This is a genomic window from Amycolatopsis sp. NPDC003676, from assembly GCF_053587275.1.
On record NZ_JBSFNS010000133.1, the window covers coordinates 1 to 19,300 of the forward strand.

General features: G+C 70.9%; 19 protein-coding genes. 13 read left to right on the forward strand and 6 right to left on the reverse strand.

Annotated elements, in window-relative coordinates:
* Positions 1–180 precede the first annotated feature (180 nt).
* On the reverse strand, positions 181–573 hold the full coding sequence (locus ACWDNU_RS39885) for a DUF6221 family protein (protein ID WP_370938840.1): 393 nt from the start codon (positions 571–573) through the stop codon (positions 181–183).
* Between the two features lie 193 nt (positions 574–766).
* Positions 767–1,789 carry a DNA polymerase domain-containing protein gene (locus ACWDNU_RS39890; protein ID WP_449672667.1) on the reverse strand — a complete coding sequence of 341 codons (1,023 nt, stop codon included), beginning with the start codon at positions 1,787–1,789 and terminating at the stop codon, positions 767–769.
* Between the two features lie 38 nt (positions 1,790–1,827).
* On the opposite strand from ACWDNU_RS39890, the gene ACWDNU_RS39895 reads away from it, so the two are divergent.
* The 10 genes from ACWDNU_RS39895 (at position 1,828) to ACWDNU_RS39940 (ending at position 10,029) form a co-directional block, all read left to right on the forward strand.
* Positions 1,828–2,502, forward strand: a complete 675-nt coding sequence (locus tag ACWDNU_RS39895) for a TVP38/TMEM64 family protein (protein ID WP_449672668.1) — start codon at positions 1,828–1,830, stop codon at positions 2,500–2,502.
* A 165-nt stretch (positions 2,503–2,667) separates the two neighbouring features.
* Positions 2,668–4,248, forward strand: a complete 1,581-nt coding sequence (locus tag ACWDNU_RS39900) for a protein kinase domain-containing protein (RefSeq protein WP_449672678.1) — start codon at positions 2,668–2,670, stop codon at positions 4,246–4,248.
* A 50-nt stretch (positions 4,249–4,298) separates the two neighbouring features.
* A complete protein-coding gene (locus tag ACWDNU_RS39905) occupies positions 4,299–4,604 on the forward strand; it encodes a hypothetical protein (protein WP_009075657.1) in 306 nt (101 codons plus the stop codon).
* Between the two features lie 19 nt (positions 4,605–4,623).
* Positions 4,624–5,052: a peptide-methionine (R)-S-oxide reductase MsrB gene (gene msrB, locus ACWDNU_RS39910; RefSeq protein ID WP_370938843.1), complete on the forward strand. Its 429-nt coding sequence runs from the start codon at positions 4,624–4,626 to the stop codon at positions 5,050–5,052.
* Between the two features lie 111 nt (positions 5,053–5,163).
* Positions 5,164–6,096, forward strand: a complete 933-nt coding sequence (locus tag ACWDNU_RS39915; RefSeq protein ID WP_449672669.1) for a TIGR04222 domain-containing membrane protein — start codon at positions 5,164–5,166, stop codon at positions 6,094–6,096.
* A gap of 99 nt (positions 6,097–6,195) precedes the next feature.
* On the forward strand, positions 6,196–7,149 hold the full coding sequence (locus ACWDNU_RS39920; RefSeq protein ID WP_449672670.1) for a TIGR04222 domain-containing membrane protein: 954 nt from the start codon (positions 6,196–6,198) through the stop codon (positions 7,147–7,149).
* Between the two features lie 49 nt (positions 7,150–7,198).
* Positions 7,199–8,029, forward strand: a complete 831-nt coding sequence (locus ACWDNU_RS39925) for a TIGR04222 domain-containing membrane protein (RefSeq protein WP_449672671.1) — start codon at positions 7,199–7,201, stop codon at positions 8,027–8,029.
* Positions 8,022–8,825 (forward strand): DUF692 domain-containing protein, encoded by an 804-nt coding sequence (locus ACWDNU_RS39930; RefSeq protein ID WP_449672672.1) that lies wholly within the window; start codon positions 8,022–8,024, stop codon positions 8,823–8,825. Before ACWDNU_RS39925 ends, ACWDNU_RS39930 begins: the two co-directional genes overlap by 8 nt.
* A complete protein-coding gene (locus ACWDNU_RS39935; protein WP_449672673.1) occupies positions 8,822–9,148 on the forward strand; it encodes a hypothetical protein in 327 nt (108 codons plus the stop codon). Before ACWDNU_RS39930 ends, ACWDNU_RS39935 begins: the two co-directional genes overlap by 4 nt.
* Positions 9,149–9,249: 101 nt before the next feature.
* The gene (locus ACWDNU_RS39940) at positions 9,250–10,029 is read left to right on the forward strand and encodes a TIGR04222 domain-containing membrane protein (RefSeq protein ID WP_449672674.1); all 780 of its coding nucleotides are present in this window, start codon (positions 9,250–9,252) and stop codon (positions 10,027–10,029) included.
* Between the two features lie 445 nt (positions 10,030–10,474).
* Here ACWDNU_RS39940 and ACWDNU_RS39945 read toward each other — a convergent pair whose 3' ends face one another.
* The 4 genes from ACWDNU_RS39945 to hemE are packed head-to-tail and all read right to left on the reverse strand — an operon-like array spanning position 10,475 to position 15,076.
* On the reverse strand, positions 10,475–11,842 hold the full coding sequence (locus tag ACWDNU_RS39945; RefSeq protein ID WP_449672675.1) for a CoA transferase: 1,368 nt from the start codon (positions 11,840–11,842) through the stop codon (positions 10,475–10,477).
* A gap of 6 nt (positions 11,843–11,848) precedes the next feature.
* Positions 11,849–12,541 (reverse strand): hydrogen peroxide-dependent heme synthase, encoded by a 693-nt coding sequence (gene hemQ, locus ACWDNU_RS39950; protein WP_101434650.1) that lies wholly within the window; start codon positions 12,539–12,541, stop codon positions 11,849–11,851.
* 46 nt (positions 12,542–12,587) lie between these two features.
* Positions 12,588–13,997 carry a protoporphyrinogen oxidase gene (gene hemG / locus ACWDNU_RS39955; protein WP_449672676.1) on the reverse strand — a complete coding sequence of 470 codons (1,410 nt, stop codon included), beginning with the start codon at positions 13,995–13,997 and terminating at the stop codon, positions 12,588–12,590.
* On the reverse strand, positions 13,994–15,076 hold the full coding sequence (gene hemE, locus ACWDNU_RS39960) for a uroporphyrinogen decarboxylase (protein WP_370938851.1): 1,083 nt from the start codon (positions 15,074–15,076) through the stop codon (positions 13,994–13,996). The genes hemG and hemE overlap by 4 nt, the downstream gene beginning before the upstream one ends.
* Positions 15,077–15,776: 700 nt before the next feature.
* Here hemE and ACWDNU_RS39965 point away from each other — a divergent pair.
* The 3 genes from ACWDNU_RS39965 (at position 15,777) to ACWDNU_RS39975 (ending at position 19,075) form a co-directional block, all read left to right on the forward strand.
* Positions 15,777–16,340 carry a DUF3000 domain-containing protein gene (locus ACWDNU_RS39965; RefSeq protein ID WP_162834456.1) on the forward strand — a complete coding sequence of 188 codons (564 nt, stop codon included), beginning with the start codon at positions 15,777–15,779 and terminating at the stop codon, positions 16,338–16,340.
* Between the two features lie 672 nt (positions 16,341–17,012).
* Positions 17,013–17,729 (forward strand): response regulator transcription factor, encoded by a 717-nt coding sequence (locus ACWDNU_RS39970; RefSeq protein ID WP_033291604.1) that lies wholly within the window; start codon positions 17,013–17,015, stop codon positions 17,727–17,729.
* A gap of 71 nt (positions 17,730–17,800) precedes the next feature.
* A complete protein-coding gene (locus ACWDNU_RS39975) occupies positions 17,801–19,075 on the forward strand; it encodes an HRDC domain-containing protein (RefSeq protein WP_449672677.1) in 1,275 nt (424 codons plus the stop codon).
* The last annotated feature ends 225 nt before the right edge of the window (positions 19,076–19,300 follow it).

A 19,300-nucleotide genomic window follows, 5' to 3' on the forward strand; every position in this document is an offset into this window, starting at 1 on the left:
TTTCTGGTGCCACCCACCCCCCCCCCCGCACCCCTAATTTACCCAAAAACCGGGTTGGGGGGTTGTTTGTCAAGGCATCTTTCCCGCCTTGACAAGCACCCGCCGTCCGTCGTCACAATCAGCTTCGGGGTGCCCTACGCAACCAAGGGCGCAATGTCGCCGCCAGGCGACGAGCCGAACCTACGGCCTCCACCGCTCGCTGTAATCCGGATGCTCCGCATACGGCAACGCCAGCAACCGCAACGTCAAGCACCAGTTAGACCCGGCCTCATCCGCGGGCACATGACAGGTCTCGCACCAATACTCACTGCCATACAACGGAAACCCGGGCACTTTCTCCGACACCGTGGTCCGATGAGCAAGCATGATCCGCCGAGTGGCCTCGATCTCGTTGATCATCTGATTGACCACGTCGAGCTCGAGATCGCCGAGCGAACGGACCCGCTCCTCCAGCCCGACCTTGGCCTCTCCGCGGGTGAGCGGCTCTCCGGCCTTGCCCTTCTGCACCGCTTGCATGATCAGCGCCTGCCGCTGTCCGACGCGCGCGGCGAGGAACGCGATCAGGTCGTCCACGACGTCTCCTTCCTCCGGATCCCGGCCCCCGCCCGGCCCCGGCAATAGTCGCACCTCGACCCCGGCGCGTTACCAGCTAGCGGCGCCTCCCATGGTAATCGACCTCGGAAAAATCGGTACGACCTGCGGAAACATCACAGAAATTCCTCGCGATGTTGATCACCGAGAGTGATCACACCCGGCGATCGGACGATCACGCCTGGTCGGATCGGGCCTTGCTCGGCTGCACCCGCTTCGGTTCGCCGGGCATCTTGGGATAGTCCGGCGGGTAGGGCAGTTCCGCGCCGCGGAGGTCGCGGTCGTCGCGTTCGTACCACTCCAGCAGCGTCTCCAGCCCGAACGCCGTCTCGTCCATCGGCGCGTGCAGGTCGCCGTGCTCGGCGAGGAACTTGGGGACAGTGAGCACGTCGAAATCGTCCGGGTCGACGCCGGTGAGCAAATCCCAGGTCAGCGGCGTCGAAACAGTCGCACGCGGGGTGCCGCGCACCGACCAGGACGACGCGACCGTCCGGTCCCGCGCCGCCTGGTTGTAGTCGAGGAAGACGCGGCCGCCGCGTTCCTCCTTCCACCAGGACACCGTCGCCTTGTCCGGGATCCGCCGTTCGACCTCGCGGCCGAGCGCGATCACCGCGTGCCGCACCGCGATGAAGTCCCATTCCGGGCGGATCCGCACGAGGACGTGCACGCCGCGGCCGCCTGAGGTCTTCGGGTAGCCGGTGAGCCCGGCGTCGGCGAGCACCTCGCGGACCACGCCGGCGACCTCGACCGCGTCGGCGAACCCGGCGCGTTCCGGCGGGTCGACGTCGATTCGCAGTTCGTCCGGATGGTCGACGTCGGAACGGCGCACTGGCCAGGGGTGGAAGTCGAAGGTGCCGAGGTTGGCCGCCCAGGCGAACACCGCGGGCTCGGTCGGGCAGACCTCGTCTGCGGTGCGGCCGGACGGGAAGGCGATCCGCGCGGTTTCGAGCCAGTCCGGCGCGCCCTTGGGCACGCGCTTGGCGTAGAACCACTCGCCGGTGACGCCGTCGACGTAGCGTTTCAGCGTGGTCGGCCGTTCGCCGATCGCCCGCAGCAACGGCTCGGCCACGGCGAGGTAGTACTCGACGACTTGCCGCTTCGTGATGCCGCGTTCGGGGAAATAGACCTTGTCCGGGCTCGACACCCGGACGGTGCGCTCCCCCACCTGGTATTCGACCGGATCGCCGTTTTTGGCCATGGCGCCACCGTAGCCGCGAGTGCCGTACCGTGGCGGGGGTGTCCGGGAGAACCAAGCTGATCGTCGCCCTGGTCGTGTTAGCTCTTCTCGGCGCCGCCGCGCTGTGGCTGCCGATCCCTGGCCCGGCGCAGCTGCGCACCTGGGCCGCGGCAACCGGATCGATGACTCCGCTGGTGCTCCTCGTGGCCTACTCGTTGCTCACCGTCGCGCCCATTCCGCGCACGGTGTTCAATCTGGCCGCCGGATTGCTCGTCGGCAGCGTCGCCGGAGTGCTGATCGCCTTGGCAGCCACCACGATCGCCGCCGCGCTGGCGTACGAGCTGGCCCGGCTGCTCGGCCGGGACCTGATCCTCCGGCACCTCCACCGCGCACCCGTGCGGGCCGTCAACGACAGGCTGTCCGACGGCGGCGTGCTCGCCATCACATCGCTGCGGTTGATCCCGGTCGTCCCGTTTTCGGTGATGAACTACCTGTGCGGCGTTTCGTCCGTGAAACTCCTTTCCTACCTTGCCGGAACGGCGCTCGGCAGCGTCCCCGGGACCGTCGCGGTGGTCGTTTTCGCGGACGCGCTGACCGGCGACACGCCGCCCGCTTTGCTGGCCTGCTACGCGGTCTTCGCCGCACTCGGCGCGGCAGGATTGGTGCGAGTGCTGAGGAAGCGCGTCCCGGCCGCCGAGCCGGAGGCTCCCGTGCCGTCGGCACCGGCTGGCTGACGGCGGGCAGGTACGTCCGACCGCTACACTCGTCCGGGTGCGCGAGGGGCATCCGTGCTGCGCACGAACACGATCACGGGACTTTCGTCAGGAGCGGGCGTCATCGACACCGGGCAGCTGATCGCGGGGCACTACCGCCTCGTCGAGCACATTGGTAGCGGTGCCATGGGCGTGGTGTGGCGTGCCGTCGACGTGCGCCTGGAGCGATCCGTGGCGATCAAGCAAATCCTGCCGCAGCCGGGCGTCTCCGAGGCCGAACGCGACAACATGCGCCAGCGCGCCATGCGCGAGGCGAAGAACGCCGCCCGCTTCCAGCACCCCAACGCGATCGTCGTGTTCGACGTCGCCGAGCACGGCGGCGACCCGTGCCTCGTGATGGAGTACCTCAACGGCCCGAGCCTGTCCGCGGTGCTGTCCGAACAGGGCACGCTGCCGGTCGGCCAGGTCGCGCGGATCGGCGAGCAGGTCGCCGCGGCGCTCGTGGCCGCGCACCGCGCCGGGATCGTGCACAGGGACGTCAAGCCCGGCAACATCCTCATCGACGAAACCGGCACCGCGAAGATCACCGACTTCGGCATCTCCCGCGCGGCCGGCGACATGACGCTCACCCAGACCGGCCTCATCGGCGGCACCCCGGCGTACCTCGCGCCGGAGCTGGCCCGCGGCGCCGACCCGGTGCCCAGCTCGGACGTCTTCGCCCTCGGCGCGACGCTGTACCAGGCGATCGAGGGACAGACCCCGTACGGCAACACCACGAACCAGCTCGCGCTGCTGTACGCGGCAGCGAACGGCCAGGTCAACCCGCCGACGCAGGCCGGTCCGGCGACTGCGTTGCTGATGAGCCTGCTGCGCAGCGAGGCTTCCGAGCGGCCGAGCATGGCCGAGGCACGCGAGCGGCTGGCCGCGCTGGCGACCGGGGAACCGGCCGCGCCGCAGCAGTTGCTGTCGGGCAATCGCGGTCCGGGCAGCAACGGGTCCCGGCCGCCGTGGGCACGTACGGGTGCAGCGGCGCCAGCACCCCCGCAGAAGGCTCCGTCGAACCCGCCTCGGACGCCGACCGCGGCGTTCGTGCCGATGGGCGCGCCGTCGCGGCCTGCGCCCAGCACTCCGCCGCGTCCGCAGCCTGCGGCGCGGCCGGCGCCGACTGCTGCTGCGCCGAATTACTCCGGTTCCGGGTCGGGGGCACGGGTTTCTCCTGCGGCGGCGCGGAAGAAGAAGATGGCGCTCCTCGCTGGCGGAGCTGCGGCGGTTGTCGTGGTGGCGTTGGTGGTGTTCCTGGTGCTGAGCAGCAGCCAGGGCAAGGGCGGGTCTTCGAATGCGCAGCAGCCGCCGGCGTCGAACTCCTCCGCTCCGGCGGCTCCGTCGAGCACGCCGAGTTCGTCTGCGCCGCCGGTCAAATCCAGCGGCACCGTGCAGTGGGGGCCAGCAGGCACCCAAGTCGTGAATTTCTACCAGAACGTCGGATCGCCCACTGCGTGGGCGATGCTGACCCCGTCGGCGCAGGCGGCCTTCGGCGATCAGACCGCTTTCGCCACGTACTGGGACCAGAACAAGCTGAGCGGCTACAAGGGTGCCAGCGTTTACAAGCGCGAGAACAATCCTGACGGTTCCGCCGACGTCCAGATCACCCTCACCCCAGAGGGCGGAGCGCCGATGCAGAAGGTCGTGCAGGTCATCGCCGGACCCGACGGCGCGTTGATGATCAACAGCGATCCCCGTCTCGGAAGCGGCGCGCCCGCGCAGTGACACTCGCCGCAGAGGTGGGTCCGACGAGGCGAATGGCCTACCGTTGAGGCATGGCCGAGAACGGAGCTCTGCCGCCGGGCTGGAATCCTCGGTTCCACGAGGATCTGGTCGGGCTGGATCCGTACGACCCGGAGGCCCGTGCGTTCGCCGCCCATCTCGACCGGATGGAGCGCACCGGGCCCACTTTCACCGTCGAGGCGTGCCTGGACCAGGTCGCCGACTTCGCCGAGTCCAGCAATCGCACCGGCGGGCTCCGCTATTGGGTGTCCGCGCTGGTCGTGGTGCTGATCGTGCTCGGGCTGCTGGTCACCGCCTGGGACATCGCGCTGCACACGGTCGCTTTTCTGTCCAGGTAACGTGGGAAGGGTGAAAGGTATGAAACCCGTCGTCGGCACCACTCCCCGCGTGGTGAAGTCCGACCAGGAATGGCGGGAGCAGCTGGGCCCCGAGGAGTACGCGGTGCTCCGGCAAGCCGGCACCGAACGGCCGTTCACCGGCGAGTACACCGACACCAAGACCACCGGCGTGTACGAGTGCCGGGCTTGCGGCGCGGAGCTGTTCCGCAGCGACACGAAGTTCGAAAGCCACTGCGGCTGGCCGTCGTTCTACGACCCGGCGGACTCCGACGCGGTGCTGCTGCGCGAGGACCGCACCATGGGCATGCGGCGCATCGAGGTGCTGTGCGCCTCGTGCCACAGCCACCTCGGGCATGTCTTCGAGGGCGAGGGCTACGCGACCCCGACAGACCAGCGTTACTGCATCAACTCGATTTCCCTGAAGCTCGTCGAGGACTCCGGCGACTGACGCCCGGGTCCCCAAGACCGCCCTTCCCGTTCCGGGGAGGGCGGTTTTTTCATCCGGCGGCAACCCGAGCCGGGCGGGTAGCGTGGATTGTTCATCCGGAGGGGGTCCGTGATGGAGTGGACGATCGAACGCGCGACGCCGGCCGCGCTGATCCTGATCCTGGCGCTGGTCTGCTGGTGGCTCGGGCTGCGGACCGCCGCCCGGTTGCGCCGCGGCAGGCATCCCGAAACCCGGCTGACGTCCGCGGCCCAGGTCGCGTTGCTGACGAACGGCCCGATCCGCGTCGCCGAAACGACGGTCGCTTCGATGCTGGAGCGGGAGCAGCTGCGCGCGGATTCCGTGGGACGGCTGTATCGCACGCCGACCGAACCGTCCGACGACCTGAGCCGGGAAGCCGCCGACCTGACCGGCACGGGGGTCGGGATCGCGACGGTCCTGCGCGGTCTGGTCTGGGGAGATGCGGTTCGCGAACTGGTCGATGACCTGACTAAGCGCGGTCTGCTCGTCGACGGCCAAGCGCTGCAACGGGCATGGAAGTGGACCGCGATCGGAGAAGCGGTGCTGACGGCGGCCGGGGTCGCGGCGTTTGTCGGCGGGCTGAACGGCTTTGTGCTGATTTCGCTGCTGCTGCCGGGGTGGTTCACGTTCAGTGCGCTGTCCCGTCGCCGGGCTGCCCGATGGACCCGGCCGACCGAGGCCGGACGCGCGGCGGTCGAAGCGGCGTGGCCGGACCAGAGCCTGATCAGCGGTCTGACCGGGAACGTCGCGGTCGGCGGGCTTTCGAATCATCCGGATCGCGAGCTGCGGGTCGCGCTGCTCCGCGGGCTCCCGGCGACCCGGCAGGCGCGGGCTGCCGTCGCGGGCATCGGCGTCGCGGGCGGGTTCTCCGGAGCGGCGGGGTACTGGGGCGCCGGGGCTGGTTGCGGCTCGGGCTGTGGCGGCGGAGTGGGCTGCGGGTCCGGCTGTGGCGGTTCGGGGTGCGGATCCGGCTGCGGCAGCGGGTGCGGAGGAGGCGGCGGGGGCTGCGGCGGCGGGAACAGCTGAGCAGGGGAACGAATCGGACAGCGGCTGCGTCAGTTCTGCCGACAGCCTCCGGCAACGGTCCGGTTAGGGTTCCGGCAACGCGGAAAAGAGGGGGACACCGTGGACGAACCTTGGGGCATTTCCGGCCCGCAATTCCTGCTGATCTTCGGCCTGGCGCTGGCCGTCGTGCTGCTGGTGCAGCTGAGCTGGCCGTCAATCGCGCGCTCCCGGCAGCGGAACGCGCCCGCCGTCGTCGCCGAGGCGCCGCTGCAGCCGGACGTTTACCAGCTCGCCTATCTGGCCGGCGGCGCGGATCGCACGGTCGACACCGCGATCGCGACCCTGCTGGAACAGGAACTCCTGCGGGTGAGCAGCAAGGGCAAGCTGAGCGCGATCGGCAAGCGACCGTCTCGCAAGAGGCTGGAACGCGCGGTGCACGACGCCGCGAAGAGCGGCACGGCGACCGTTGCCATGGTGCGCAAGTCGCCGGTGGTCCAGCCGGAAGTGGAGAAGGTCCGCGAGGACCTCGAGCGGCGCGGGCTGGTGACCGTGCTCGGCGACGGACTGGACGGCTTCCGCACGGGCGTTGTGGTGGCGTACGCGGCGTTGTTGCTGATCGGCATCGTCCGCGCGGTCAACGGAGCGCAGCTGGACCGGCCGATCGGCGGGCTGATCGGGCTGCTTTTCGTGGCCGGGATCCTGACGTTGATCGCGTTCACGTCCCGGAAGGGCAAGAAAACGTCCCAGGCGACCGACGCGGGCCACGCGGTCGTGGTGCGGGCTCGCGAAGACGCGAAAGCCGCGCAGGAACGGCCTGAGGAGTTCGTCTCCACAGGCCGCAACGGCGGCGGAACGTTGCTCGTCGGGGCTGCGGCGGTGGTCGCGCTCGGCGGGATCGCGCTGTACCCGGACGACGAGATGAGCACGGCGCTGCTCAGCGGCGGCGGAGGCGGTTGGAGCGGAGGCGGCGGTTCGAGCGGCGGATCGTCGTGCAGCAGCGGTTCCTCGTGCAGCAGCGGGTCTTCGTGCGGCGGAGGCAGCAGTTGCGGCGGCGGGGGCGGCTGCGGCGGATAGACGCGGTCCAGGCGTCAGCAGGGTATCCGGACCGAGGAGGGAGACGCCCGTGCACGAGCCGTGGGGGATCTCCGGCCCGCAGTTCCTGGCGCTCTACGGAGCGGCGCTGGCCTTGACGCTGGCGGTGCAGCTGGCCTGGCCGCGCGTCGGGCCGAGAGCGCCCGCTGACGCGCACCGGCCGCTCGACGTCTACCAGCTCGCCTTCCTCGCCGGCGGGCACCATCGCGCGGTCGACACGGCGATCGCGGGACTGCTGGAGCGCGGGTTGCTGCGGGTCGATACCAGGGGTCAGCTCACCGCTGTCTCCGGAGCGCCGACAGGGCCGGTTGAGCAGGCGGTCTATTCGGCTGTGCGGAAACGGCCGCAGACAACCGCGACGCTGCGTACGGCAGAGGCGGTCTCCGTGCCGGTGCGGAGCATCGGGAACGACCTCCGCCAGCGCGGCCTGGTCGCAGTCGCTTCGGCCCGCTTCGCGACGGGCGTGGTTCTTGTCTACGTTGCCGTGCTCCTGGTCGGTCTGGTGCGCTGGGCGAACGGCTCTGCGCTGCACCGGCCGACCGGTGGGCTGACGGTGCTGCTGGCGGTCACCGTGATTCTCCTGGTATTGGCGGTGACCAGCCGCAAGCGGCCGAAGGTCCATCTGACGAAGGCCGGGCGAGCGATGGTCGCGGCGGTTCGGACGGACCCGGCGGCCCAGCGGGCACAGGCCGGCGCGCTGCTCGTCGGAGCCGCTTCGCTGGTCGCGCTGGGCGGGTTCGCGCTGTATCCGGACCATGCGACAAGCTTGGCGCTGAAGAGCGGTGCGGGAAGCTCGTCCGGCGGCGGGTCGTCCTGCGGCGGTGGCGGCGGATGCGGAGGCGGAGGTGGGTGCGGTGGCTGACCGGCTGGGGATCGGCATCGGCTGGCGGCCGGAACTGGACCTGTCGATCGCGCGGCTGCCGGGCGTCGACTGGGTCGAGGTGGTCGCGGAGAACCTGCACGCCCCGCATCTGCCGGAAAGCCTGCTGGCGCTGAAGGATCGCGGGATGCCGGTGCTGCCGCACGCGGTGTCGCTGTCACTCGGCGGGGCCGAGCCGCTGGACACCGCGCGGGTGGAGCACCTGGCCGAGCTGGCCCGGGTCCTCGACGCGCCGCTGGTCAGCGACCACGTGTGCTTCGTCCGCGCTGGCGGGCTCGACTCCGGGCACCTGATGCCGTTGCCGCGCACGCGCGAGGCCTTGGACGTGCTGGTGGACAACGTCCGGCTCGCTCAGTCCATTGTGGACGTTCCGCTGGCGTTGGAGAACATCGCCGCGCTGCTGGAATGGCCGGAAAGCGAGTTGTCCGAGGAACAATTCCTCACCGAGCTGACCGAACGGACCGGCTGTCTGCTGATCATCGACGTCGCGAACCTGTACGCGAACGCGCGCAATGTGGGTACCGATCCGGTGGCGTTCCTGAACGGGATTCCGTGGGAGCGGCTGGCGTACGTGCACATGGCGGGCGGCGTGGAGCGCGACGGGGTTTATCACGACACGCACGCGCATCCAGTGCTGCCGGAGGTGCTGGATCTGCTCTCCGAACTGCGTCGGCGTACGGACCCGCCGGGTGTTCTCCTGGAGCGCGACGACGACTACCCCACCGATTCCGAGCTCGCTGCCGAACTGGTCGCGTTGCGGACCGCGGTAACGCTGTGAGCCGGGAAGAGCTGGCTGCTCGGCAGGCTGCGTTGCTGGACAGCCTCTTGACCGGGGCCGAGGCACCGTCCGGCTTCGATGCCTCGCGGTTGCGCATCGAGGCCGACGTGCTGCTCGCCAAGCGGCGGCGGCTGGTGGCGTACCTGCGACCGGACCTGCCTGAGGCGCTGGGCTCGCGGTATCGGCCGTTGTTCGACGCCTACGCCGCGGAGCGTCCTAAGACGACTTCGATCCGGGCGCGAGAGTATGCCGACGCGTTCGCGGAGTGGCTCATTGCCCGCGGTGACCTGCCCAAACCCCGGCGCAAATGGTTTCGCCGCTGAGCCCGTTCCGTTTTTGTCGGTGATGGTGGTTACGCTGGCGACATGTCTGGTTACGGCGGTGTTATCCGATCTCTGCCGGACCGGGAGGGAGGGAACCTGTCGTGAACGGATTCTGGGCGGCGTTGAGCCCGATCTATCTCGTCTATGCGGCCACCGCCGTGGGCATGGTGAGCATTCTGGCCACTGGCAAGGACAAGCTGGCCACGCGGGCGTCAGCGCCGGAGTCAGCCGCCGTGCCGCGCGATGCCTACGACGTCGCGTACCTGGCCGACGGGCGGCCTCGGGTGGTGGAAACCGCGATCGCGGCACTGCTCGCGCGCGGCCAACTGCAGGTCGGACCACGGGGAGAGGTCGCCGCCGCCGGTCCGCCACCGGCGTCGCCGCCGCTCGAACAAGCCGTGCACCAGGCGGCCGGTCGAGGGTTCCTGGCGTCGTGGATCGCGCGGTCCTCGGCGGTCAAGGCTGCGATACGGGCGCTCGAAACCGATCTGGTCCAGCGGCGACTGGTCAGCCGGCGCAGGCCGTTGACGAGCCTCGGGTACACGCTGACCGGGATCGCCGTGGTCGTGCTGGCGATCGGCGTGGCGCGGCTGGTGTACGACGTCGGCCGGTCTCACCTGAACGTCATGGTGCTGCTTGTCTTCATCGAGATCGGGCTGACGCTCTGGCTCTGTCTCGTCGGCAGTCAGCGGATCACGAAGAAGTTCGGCGAGCGGAAGGTCAGTTCGCTGCCTCCGACAACTGCTGGGGCGTCGGTGCTCGCACAGGCCGAACAGCAGGGCGCTGGAGGCCGTGGTTCGGGACCGGCGGAGCTCGTCGCGTTGGGCGGGCTGGCGGCTTATCCGGACAAGCGGATCGCGGGAGGTCTTATGCCGATTTAGCCGGTGTGGCGGGCGACGTTCGCTGGCCGGATTCGCGAGGCTGGTGGTGCTCACGGAACCGGAGCGGTGCCCACGGGACTGGCGGTGCTTGCAGACCGGGACCACGCTGAAAGACCGGGGTGCGCAGGGATCGGCAGCGCTCGCGGTGCTGGCTAGCGCACGGGACCGGTGCGACGTTGGCAGGCCAGGGCACTCACCTTCCTGCCTGCGCTCACGAGACCGGCGGTGGCCACAGGACCAGCTCGGCGCGCACCGTGCGGTGGCACTCGCGGGACTGGTTGCGCTCACAGGACTGGCACGGCACCCAGGAAAGGGCTGTGCTCACAGAACGGCCGCGCTCCCGGGACCGACAGCACGCACGAAGCCAGCTGCACACACGAACCAGCTGCGGTCGCGAAACCGGCTGCGGTCACGAAACCAGCCGCGGTCACGAGACCAGCCGTGGTCACGAGACTGGCTGCGGCACAACCGGCGACCACACCGCCGTGTCCGCGCCAGGCTTGTGCGACGGGTGGTCCCAGTGCGGCGGCGCGCCCGGCAGTTCTCCGGCCATCCGTACCCGGGTCATCTGGCCGAAGTCGCTGTCGACCGTTTCGAGCACGTCCGTGTAGTCCACTTCGGACGGTTCCGGGTCCTTGCGGCCCAAGGAATCCAGCCATCGTCCGGTGCCGGCGAGGGACAGGCGGGCGTGCCAGCTGCCGCCGTCGGTGACCGTGCGGCGGATTGCTGTCATGATCGCGGCGGCGGTCAGCCAACCCGTGGCGTGGTCGAGTGCTTGGGCGGGCAGCGGGGCGGGAGCGTCGGTGGCGTACTCCTCGGCGATGCCGGACGACATCTGCACGAGGCTGTCGAAGCCGCGGCGGCGGGCCCACGGGCCGGTCCAGCCGTAGGCCGAGATGTCCGCGACCACCAGGCCGGGGCGCAGTTCGGCGAGTTGTTCCGGGCCGAGGCCGATCCGGGCTAGTGCACCGGGGCGGAACGACTGGACGAGGACGTCCGCGCGGGCGATGAGCTTCTTCAGCTTCGCGCGGCCGCCCTCGGTGTCGAGCGCTACGAAGGCGGAGCGTTTGCCCTGGCCGGTGTCCATGGTCAGCATGGGGATCCGCGGCAGGTGCGCGGCACCGACGTGCAGCACGTTCGCGCCGTGCGCGGCCAGCACGCGGCCCGCAACCGGGCCGGCGAGCACGTGCGTCAACTCCAGCACGCGGACGCCGCCCATGGGGCGGTCCGAGTCGAACAGCGTGCGCTTTGGCGCGTCGCCGATTCGGTCCAGCTCGACCAGGGGCAGTTCCGCGACGGCCTGGCCTTGCGGGTGCGCGAGCCAGTCCTCGCGCGAGCGCATCAACGCTGCCGCGCCGCCTGCGGTCACCACGGCGGATTCGACCTCTGCCATGGATTTCGCGGCCACGGTCTTGGTCACCGCTTCGCGGGTCGCCGGGACGCCCAGCGCCCAGCAGACCGCCGCTTCATGCCGTGGGGTGTTGCAGTGCAGCTTGATCCAGCCGTCGGCGGCGCGGTAGTCGCCCGCGATGGGGCCCCACGGGCTCGGCGCGGGTTCGCCGTCGATGCGCAGCAACTGCTCGCTGCGGAACGCGGCCGCGGCGTGCCGGGTATCGACCGACACGGTGCCGGGGTCGATCCCGCGCAGGCGCAGCAGTTCACCGGCGGACAGCGTGGCCGCGGCGATGCTGGCGGTCGCCATGGCGGGGACCCGGAAGTGCCCGGGCAGCACGGATTCGTCGCCGGTCAAGGACACGGCGGGCAGCGGTTCCCCGGCGAGCGACTGCCAGGCCCCGGCTAGTACGTCCTGCACCGGCGGTTACGGCAGAGCCGCGACGAGCTCGGCGGGCGGCACCTTCGTGCCGGTGTAGAACGGGATTTCGACGCGCACGTGGCGACGGGCCTCGGTGTTGCGCAGGTGGCGCATCAGGTCGACGATCCGGTGCAGTTCGTCGGCCTCGAAGGCGAGGATCCACTCGTAGTCGCCGAGCGCGAAGGACGCGACGGTGTTGGCGCGCACGTCCGGGTAGTCCCGCGCTTCCTTGCCGTGGTCGGCCAGCATCTTGCGGCGTTCCTCGTCGGGCAGCAGGTACCAGTCGTAGGACCGGACGAACGGGTACACGCAGATGTACTTGCGCGCCTCCTCGCCGGCCAGGAACGCGGGCACGTGGCTCTTGTTGAACTCGGCGGGCCGGTGCAGCGCGGTCTGGCTCCAGACCGGCGTGGACGCGCGGCCGAGCGGCGTGCGCCGGAAGCCGGTGTAGGCGGCCTGGACCTGCTCGATCTCCTCGGCGTGCCACCAGATCATGTAGTCCGCGTCGGCACGGAGGCCGGACACGTCATAGACACCCCGGACGACGACGCCCTTGGCCTCGAGCCCGTCGAGGTACTCGGCCGTCTCGCGGCCCGCGGCGCCGCGGTCCTCCCCCAACTTCCCCGGTTCGATCCGGAAGACCGACCACGTGGTGTAGCGGATCGTGTCGTTGAGTTCGTTGTAATTCAGCCGCGCCATGACTCCATCCTGGCACTGTCGCCGCGGCGATCGCCATGGGGCTCCGTCACACGAAGAGCTGCTCCGCGATCCTCCGGGCGGCGGCGTCGGCCGTGGCCACGCAGGCCGGCAGGCCGACGCCGTGAAGCGTGGCGCCCGCCACGGCCAAGCCTGGGACGTCCGCCACTGCCGTCTCGATCCGCGTCACCCGATCCAGGTGCCCGGTGCCGTATTGCGGGAGGCCGCCGCCCCAGCGCGTCACGAGGGTGTCGATCGGCTTCGCGGTGACACCCGCGAGCCGGGCCAGATCCGCGCGGACCGCCGCGACTAGCGCATCGTCGTCGCCGTTCAGCGCGCCGGGCTCGCCGAACCGGCCGACCGAACCGCGCACCAGCACCGGTCCGGAGCCGCCGAGGTGAGCCCACTTGTTCGACGAAAACGTGAACGCCTTGGACGCGTACGGCACGCCTTCCGCGTCCTGCTCCCCCGCGCCGATGAGGATTCCGGATGCTTCGGGCAGTTCAGTGCCAGGCGGGAACGCGAACGCGACGACTGCCATCGAGGCCAGCTCGACCTCGCCGAACGCTGTCGAAGCCGCCGGGACCACGCCGTCGAGCAGCTTCCGCGCGGCTGGGGCGGGCACCGCGAGCAGCACCGCGTCCGCGTCAACGGGGCTGTCGGCGGGCGCGTGCGCGGGGGCGGCGGCACCGAACTCCAGACGCCAGCCGGACGGCGTCCGGGTCAGCGTGCGGACCGTCGACGAAGTGCGCAGTTCAGCGCCGGAAAGCTCCAGCAGCTGGTCGAGCAATCCCCGCAGCCCGCCGGTAAGGCTGCCGAAAACCGGTGCGGTGCCTGGTGTTTTCGGCAGCAGCGAGGAGGCAGCCTCGGTGAGCGAACCCGCGCCGCCCTCGATCGCGTTGGCCAGGCCGGGCATCGTCGCGCGGAGGCCCAAGCCGTCGGCTCCGCCCGCGTACACGCCGCCCAGCAGCGGGTCGACCAGCCGGTCCACCAGCTCGTCTCCGAACCGGGTCCGCAGCAGCGGCCCGAGCGGCACGTCGCCGTCGCCCAGCTCGACCGGGCCGAGCGAACGTTCCTTCTCGACCGCGCGCAGTCCGTCGTCAGACAGCACGCCTGCGACCGAATCGGCGGACGCCGGGACGCCCATCACGGTGCCGGGCGGCAGGCTCTGCACCGAACCGCCCGCGTGGATTTTGGCGCGCGCCTTCGTCGGATGCACCAGGCGGTCGGCCAGGCCGACCTCGTTGACCAGCGAGACCAGCTCGGGCCGCCGGGCGAGGAAGGCTTCGGCTCCGACGTCGTAGCTGACTCCGCCGACCTCTGCCGTGCGCAGTTTCCCGCCGATCGCGGCCGTGCTCTCGAAAACAGTGATCGTGACCCGGTCGCCGAGCAGCCGACGAAGCCGGTACGCCGCGGCCAGCCCGGAGATCCCGCCGCCGACGACCGCGACGTGCTTCACAGCGAGTGCACCAGGTCGACGACGCGCTTCAGCACCTCCGGGTCCACCCCTGGCAGCACGCCGTGGCCGAGGTTGAACACGTGCCCGCGAGCGGCGCGGCCCTCCTCGACGATCCGGCGCACCTCGGCCTCCAGGACCGGCCACGACGCGTACAGCAGCGCCGGGTCGAGGTTGCCCTGCACCGACACCTTGCCGCCGAGCCGGTGGACCGCGACGTCGAGCGGGATCCGCCAGTCGACGCCGACGACGTCCGCCCCCGCCTCGCGCATCGCGCCGAGCAGCTCGCCGGTGCCGACGCCGAAGTGGATCCGCGGCACGTCGTACTCGCCGGCGACCGCCAGCACCCGGGCCGAGTGCGGCAGCACGAACTCGCGGTAGTCGCGCTCGGACAGCGCACCGGCCCACGAGTCGAACAGCTGCACCGCGTCCACGCCCGCGTCGAGCTGCGCGCGCAGGAACGTGGCGGCGATGTCGGCCAGGCGCGCGGCGAGGTCGTGCCAGACCTCGGGCTGCGAGTGCATCAGGGCTTTGGTGTGCTCGTGGTTGCGGCTCGGGCCGCCCTCGATCAGGTAGCTGGCCAGCGTGAACGGCGCGCCGGCGAACCCGATCAGCGGCGTTTCGCCGAGCCGGTCCACCAGCAGCCGGACGCCCTCGGCGACCTGCGCCACCTGCTCGGTTTCAAGCTTCGGCAGCGCGCGCACCGCCTCCGCGTCGCGGATCGGCGAGGCCACGACCGGGCCGGTGCCGGGGACGATGTCGATGTCGAGGCCGGCCGCCTTGAGCGGGACCACGATGTCGCTGAACAGGATCGCCGCGTCGACGCCGAGCCTGCGGACCGGCTGCATCGTGATCTCGGCGAGCATCTCCGGGTCGAAGCACGCGTCGAGCATCGGGACGCCCTCGCGCAGCGCGCGGTACTCCGGCAGCGAACGGCCGGCCTGGCGCATGAACCACACCGGGACGTGCGCGGGCCGCTCCCCGCGCGCGGCGGCGAGGAAAGCCGAGCCGGGCAGGGCGCGACGGGGCGAAACGGACGGAGCGCCGACGGGCGCGGACGAAACCTGAGGCACGACCCCCATGGTCCCACGCGGGTCCGACAGTCCCGGGCCGCCCCGTGCCCAACGAGCCTGGACGCGGCCGCGGGTGGCCGCGCCTGCCGAGGGATGCCGCCCGCCTCGGCACCGGATTCGGCACCGCTCGCGTGGCGGGAATGCCGGATTCGTTGCGCATTACGCACCCGACGCGGCATTGGGGGTTTCTTCGGATGGATGCCGTGCCGACGGCGCGGGGTTCTTCCCTGCCACCGCGGAGGTCCGTGAAGGAATCTGATTCCTTCAAGGAGCCCTTCACGGACTTTCGCCGGGCCGGACCGGGTCCATCGACTAGAGAGCCACGCGGCCCGTCGCAGCGCAGCCAGGTGCTCCGCATCGCGACGGCAGAGCCGCATAGAGCTGCTGCTGAGAAGACACCTGGCGTTACGCGCTGCGCCGTCGGGAGCGCGAGATGCGCGCCTGGCTCGGCATTGTGGGCGTGCGATGCAACCAAGACGGTGTTGAGGACGTCCTCAACACCGACACACCACGGCCAGCCCGGCCGCCGCCCTGCGCACCCAGCGACGCACGCCGCGCAGGACCCCGCCGAAGCAGCAGCGGGAGCACGCCGGGAGCGGGCACGGCGAGAGAGACGGAGGGGCAGCCGGAGCCGTCCGCCGGGTCGCGGGTGGGTCTCGCTCGGCGCGCCTGCGTCCGCAACGGGGCGTCGCCGCCCTACAGTCGGTGCGTGACCGCGATGACGCCAGTGCCCGATCTCTTCCGCGAAGCCGTCGCGGCGCTGCAAGCCGTCCGGCCGCGCCCGGAGATCCGCCTGGAGACGATGCGCGCGCCGCAGCGGCTCGCGCCGTGGTCGTACGCGTTGAGCTGCGAGGTCTCCGGACCCGCCGACGTCGAGGCGTCCGGCAGGCTGGTTCTGCTGCACGACCCGGACGGCCAGGAAGGCTGGGACGGCGTGCTGCGGCTGGTCATGTACGTCCGCGCCGAGCTCGACCGCGAGCTGGCCACGGACCCGTTCCTCCCCGCGGTCGGCTGGTCGTGGCTCACCGACGCGCTGGAGGCCTCCGGCGCGTCGTGGAAGGCGCTCGGCGGCACCGTCACGGAGACGTCCTCGGCCCGGTTCGGCGACATCTCCGGCCCGGCCCGCACCGACGACCTCGAGCTGCGGGCCTCCTGGACCCCGACCGACGCCGCGCTCGGCCCGCACGGGCTCGCGTTCTGCCAGGTGATGGCGAGCGTCGTGGGGCTGCCTCCGGTGGGCGTCACGCTGTTCGAGCAGCGGCAAAGCTCCTGATTTCCCAAGTTCACCCGGTCGGGCAGCCTCTTCGCGGCACTTGCACGCGCACGAACGCGCCTTCCCGGGCGGATTCGCGCCCTCCCGGCCCGCCGCGGAGATCTTCGGCGGGGCTTCCGGACGCCGCTCGCCGACCGTCCAACATGGACCCGGGCGGCCGCTGCTCCGGATGCCGCACGTTCGTGGCCGGGCGCGATCACAGGCAGTGAACCCCCGGTAACCAGCTCCGACGCCGTTCCGGACCCCTTTTCCGCGCCTCCGCCAGGACGCCGGCGGCCGGGCGGCGCGCGCGGCAAAACGTGAAAGAAAATGATCTTGCCCCGGCCGGGGCGCATTTCCGGACCCGGGTCGCCGGGGCGGCAGCCCCGCTCCGGCAGCACCCGCAGGTGCACGGGCCATCTGCACGCCCGTTTCGATGCCGGTAACTGAGGTGCATCGCGGCCCGGTCGCCAGTCGTTAACAAGACTCCGATCGTTAGTCCGATCGTGTTACAACGACCTCGCTGAGTGACGAACTGTTTCGGATAGATACCCATTCGATCCCCCCGCAACGGCGTCCGGACGGCTACAGTGCCTGGGACGACACCACTTTCGGTCTAAAGCTGGCGCGGCTGAACGGCCGAAGGTCCCGGTGCCGGTCGGGGGGCACGACCGACTCCAGGGAGGTAGTGACGTGGCTACCGTCGGCTTATCTCAGGCCGTCCGATCCACGCCAGCCGGTGCTTTGCCGGCGAGCATGGTTCCGCACCCGCGGGAAGAGCTTTTTTCCGTGTTGGTGGTCGATGACCACCCGCTGTTGAGGGAGGCAATCGCAGCACGACTCGCACAGATGGGTGCGGGCACTGTCCACGAGGCCGCCACGGTGGCCGAGGCGAGGGCGCGAGCACAGGCCACCGGCCCGTGCGACCTGGCGATCCTCGATCTCGGACTGCCGGACGGCAGCGGCATCGAGCTGGTTACGGAACTCCGTAGCCACGGCTGGCCGCGCGTGGTGGTCCTGGCATCCTCCGACGACCCGTACGCGGTGCGCTCCGCGTTCCAGGCCGGAGCTCAGGCGTACCTGCTGAAGTCGGCGTCGCCGGTGGTGGTCACCGACGGCGTGCGCCGGGTTCTCGAAGGCGGCGTCTACGCCGACCCGAGCGTGGCCCCGGTCCTGGCGACCGGCACGCGAGTGGCGGGCACCGACAACACCCCGCGCGAGCTTTCGGCTCGCGAGGTGGAGGTGCTCCAGCTCGTCGCGGACGGGCAGTCGAACAAGGAGATCGGGGAGGAGCTTTCCCTCTCCGCGCTCACCGTCAAGTCCCACCTGTCCCGCATCGGGCGCAAGCTCGGCACGGGCGACCGGGCGCAGATGGTCGCGCTGGCGATGCGAGCCGGCGTGATCCGCTGACGACGACGAACCACGTCCCTGCGGGGCGGGCGGACCAGGCGCGGTCCGCTCGTCCCGTAGGGTCGTCGGACATGGGAACTGCACAGGCGGACGGAGCCCGGACCGGAGACGAGACCACCGAGAACTCCGGTGCCTCCGGAACGCCGGTGCTGCTCCGCGAACCGGCCGAAGGCACCCCACCGGTGGTGACCGATCCCGGCGCGCTCGCCGAGGCGTGCGCGCGGCTGGCCGCGGGCACGGGAGCCGTCGCCGTCGACACCGAACGGGCGTCGGGCTACCGGTACTGGCCCAAGGCCTATCTCGTCCAGCTGCGCCGCGAAGGCTCCGGCACGGTGCTGATCGACCCGATCGCGCTCGCCGACGACCTCGCCCCGCTGCGGGACGTCCTCAACGACACCGAATGGGTGCTGCACGCCGCGTCCCAGGACCTGCCGTGCCTGGCGGAACTGGACCTGCGCCCGCGGTCGCTCTTCGACACCGAACTGGCCGGGCGGCTGGCCGGGTACGAACGCGTCGCGCTGGGCACGCTCGTGGAGCTGCTGCTCGGGTACACGCTCGAAAAGGGGCACAGCGCCGCGGACTGGTCGAAGCGGCCGCTGCCGATCGACTGGCTCAACTACGCGGCTCTCGACGTCGAACTGCTCAACGAACTGCGCGCGAAGCTCGAAGCCGAGCTGGCGGCACAGGGCAAGCTGGAGTGGGCGCAGCAGGAGTTCGAGGCGGTCCGCACCGCTCCCCCGCCCGCGCCGCGCGCCGAACCGTGGCGCCGGACGTCCGGGGTGCACAAGATCCGCAGCCCGCGCGGCCTCGCCGCGGTGCGGGAGATGTGGCAGGCCCGCGACGAACTGGCCCGCAAGCGCGACCGCGCGCCGAGCCGGATCCTGCCGGACAGCGCGATCGTCAACGCGGTGACCGCGGACCCGAAGACGGTCGAGGAACTGCAGGCGCTGCCGGTGTTCAGCGGACGCGTGCAGCGCAAGTACACGGCCAGCTGGCTGCGGCACCTGCAGGCGGCGAAAGCGCTGCCGGCGAGCGAGCTGCCGAGCCCGAGCCAGCCCAACGACGGTCCGCCGCCGGTGAACCGCTGGGCCGACAAGGACCCCGACGCCGCCGCCCGCTTGGCCGCCGCCCGAGCCGCACTGGCCGCGATCGCGGAGGACCGCAAGCTGCCGGTAGAGAACCTGCTGCTGCCGGACCTGGTCCGACGCACCTGCTGGCGCCCTCCCGCCGACCTCGCGGAAGACTCGGTGGCGGACGCCCTGCGAGCAGGCGGAGCGCGGCCGTGGCAGGTCGAGCTGACCGTGGCAGCGCTGAGCAAGGCCTTGCACAGCACCTCTTCCGAATAACGGCCGGTGGCCTAGACCTCAAGTCGAGGTTTAAACCTCCGGACACGAGCCACGACTTCCGCAACCAGGCCCAGCCCTGACCGCTCACTTGACCACCACGCGGGATCGCGCCGGCGTTTGGGGGCTGCCCGGCGTGACAGGCCGAAGGCCCCTCACGCCGGTGCTCACCGCGGTCGAGGCGCTGCGCGAAGGCGGGGCCACCGTGGTCGGCGTCGCGACGGTCGT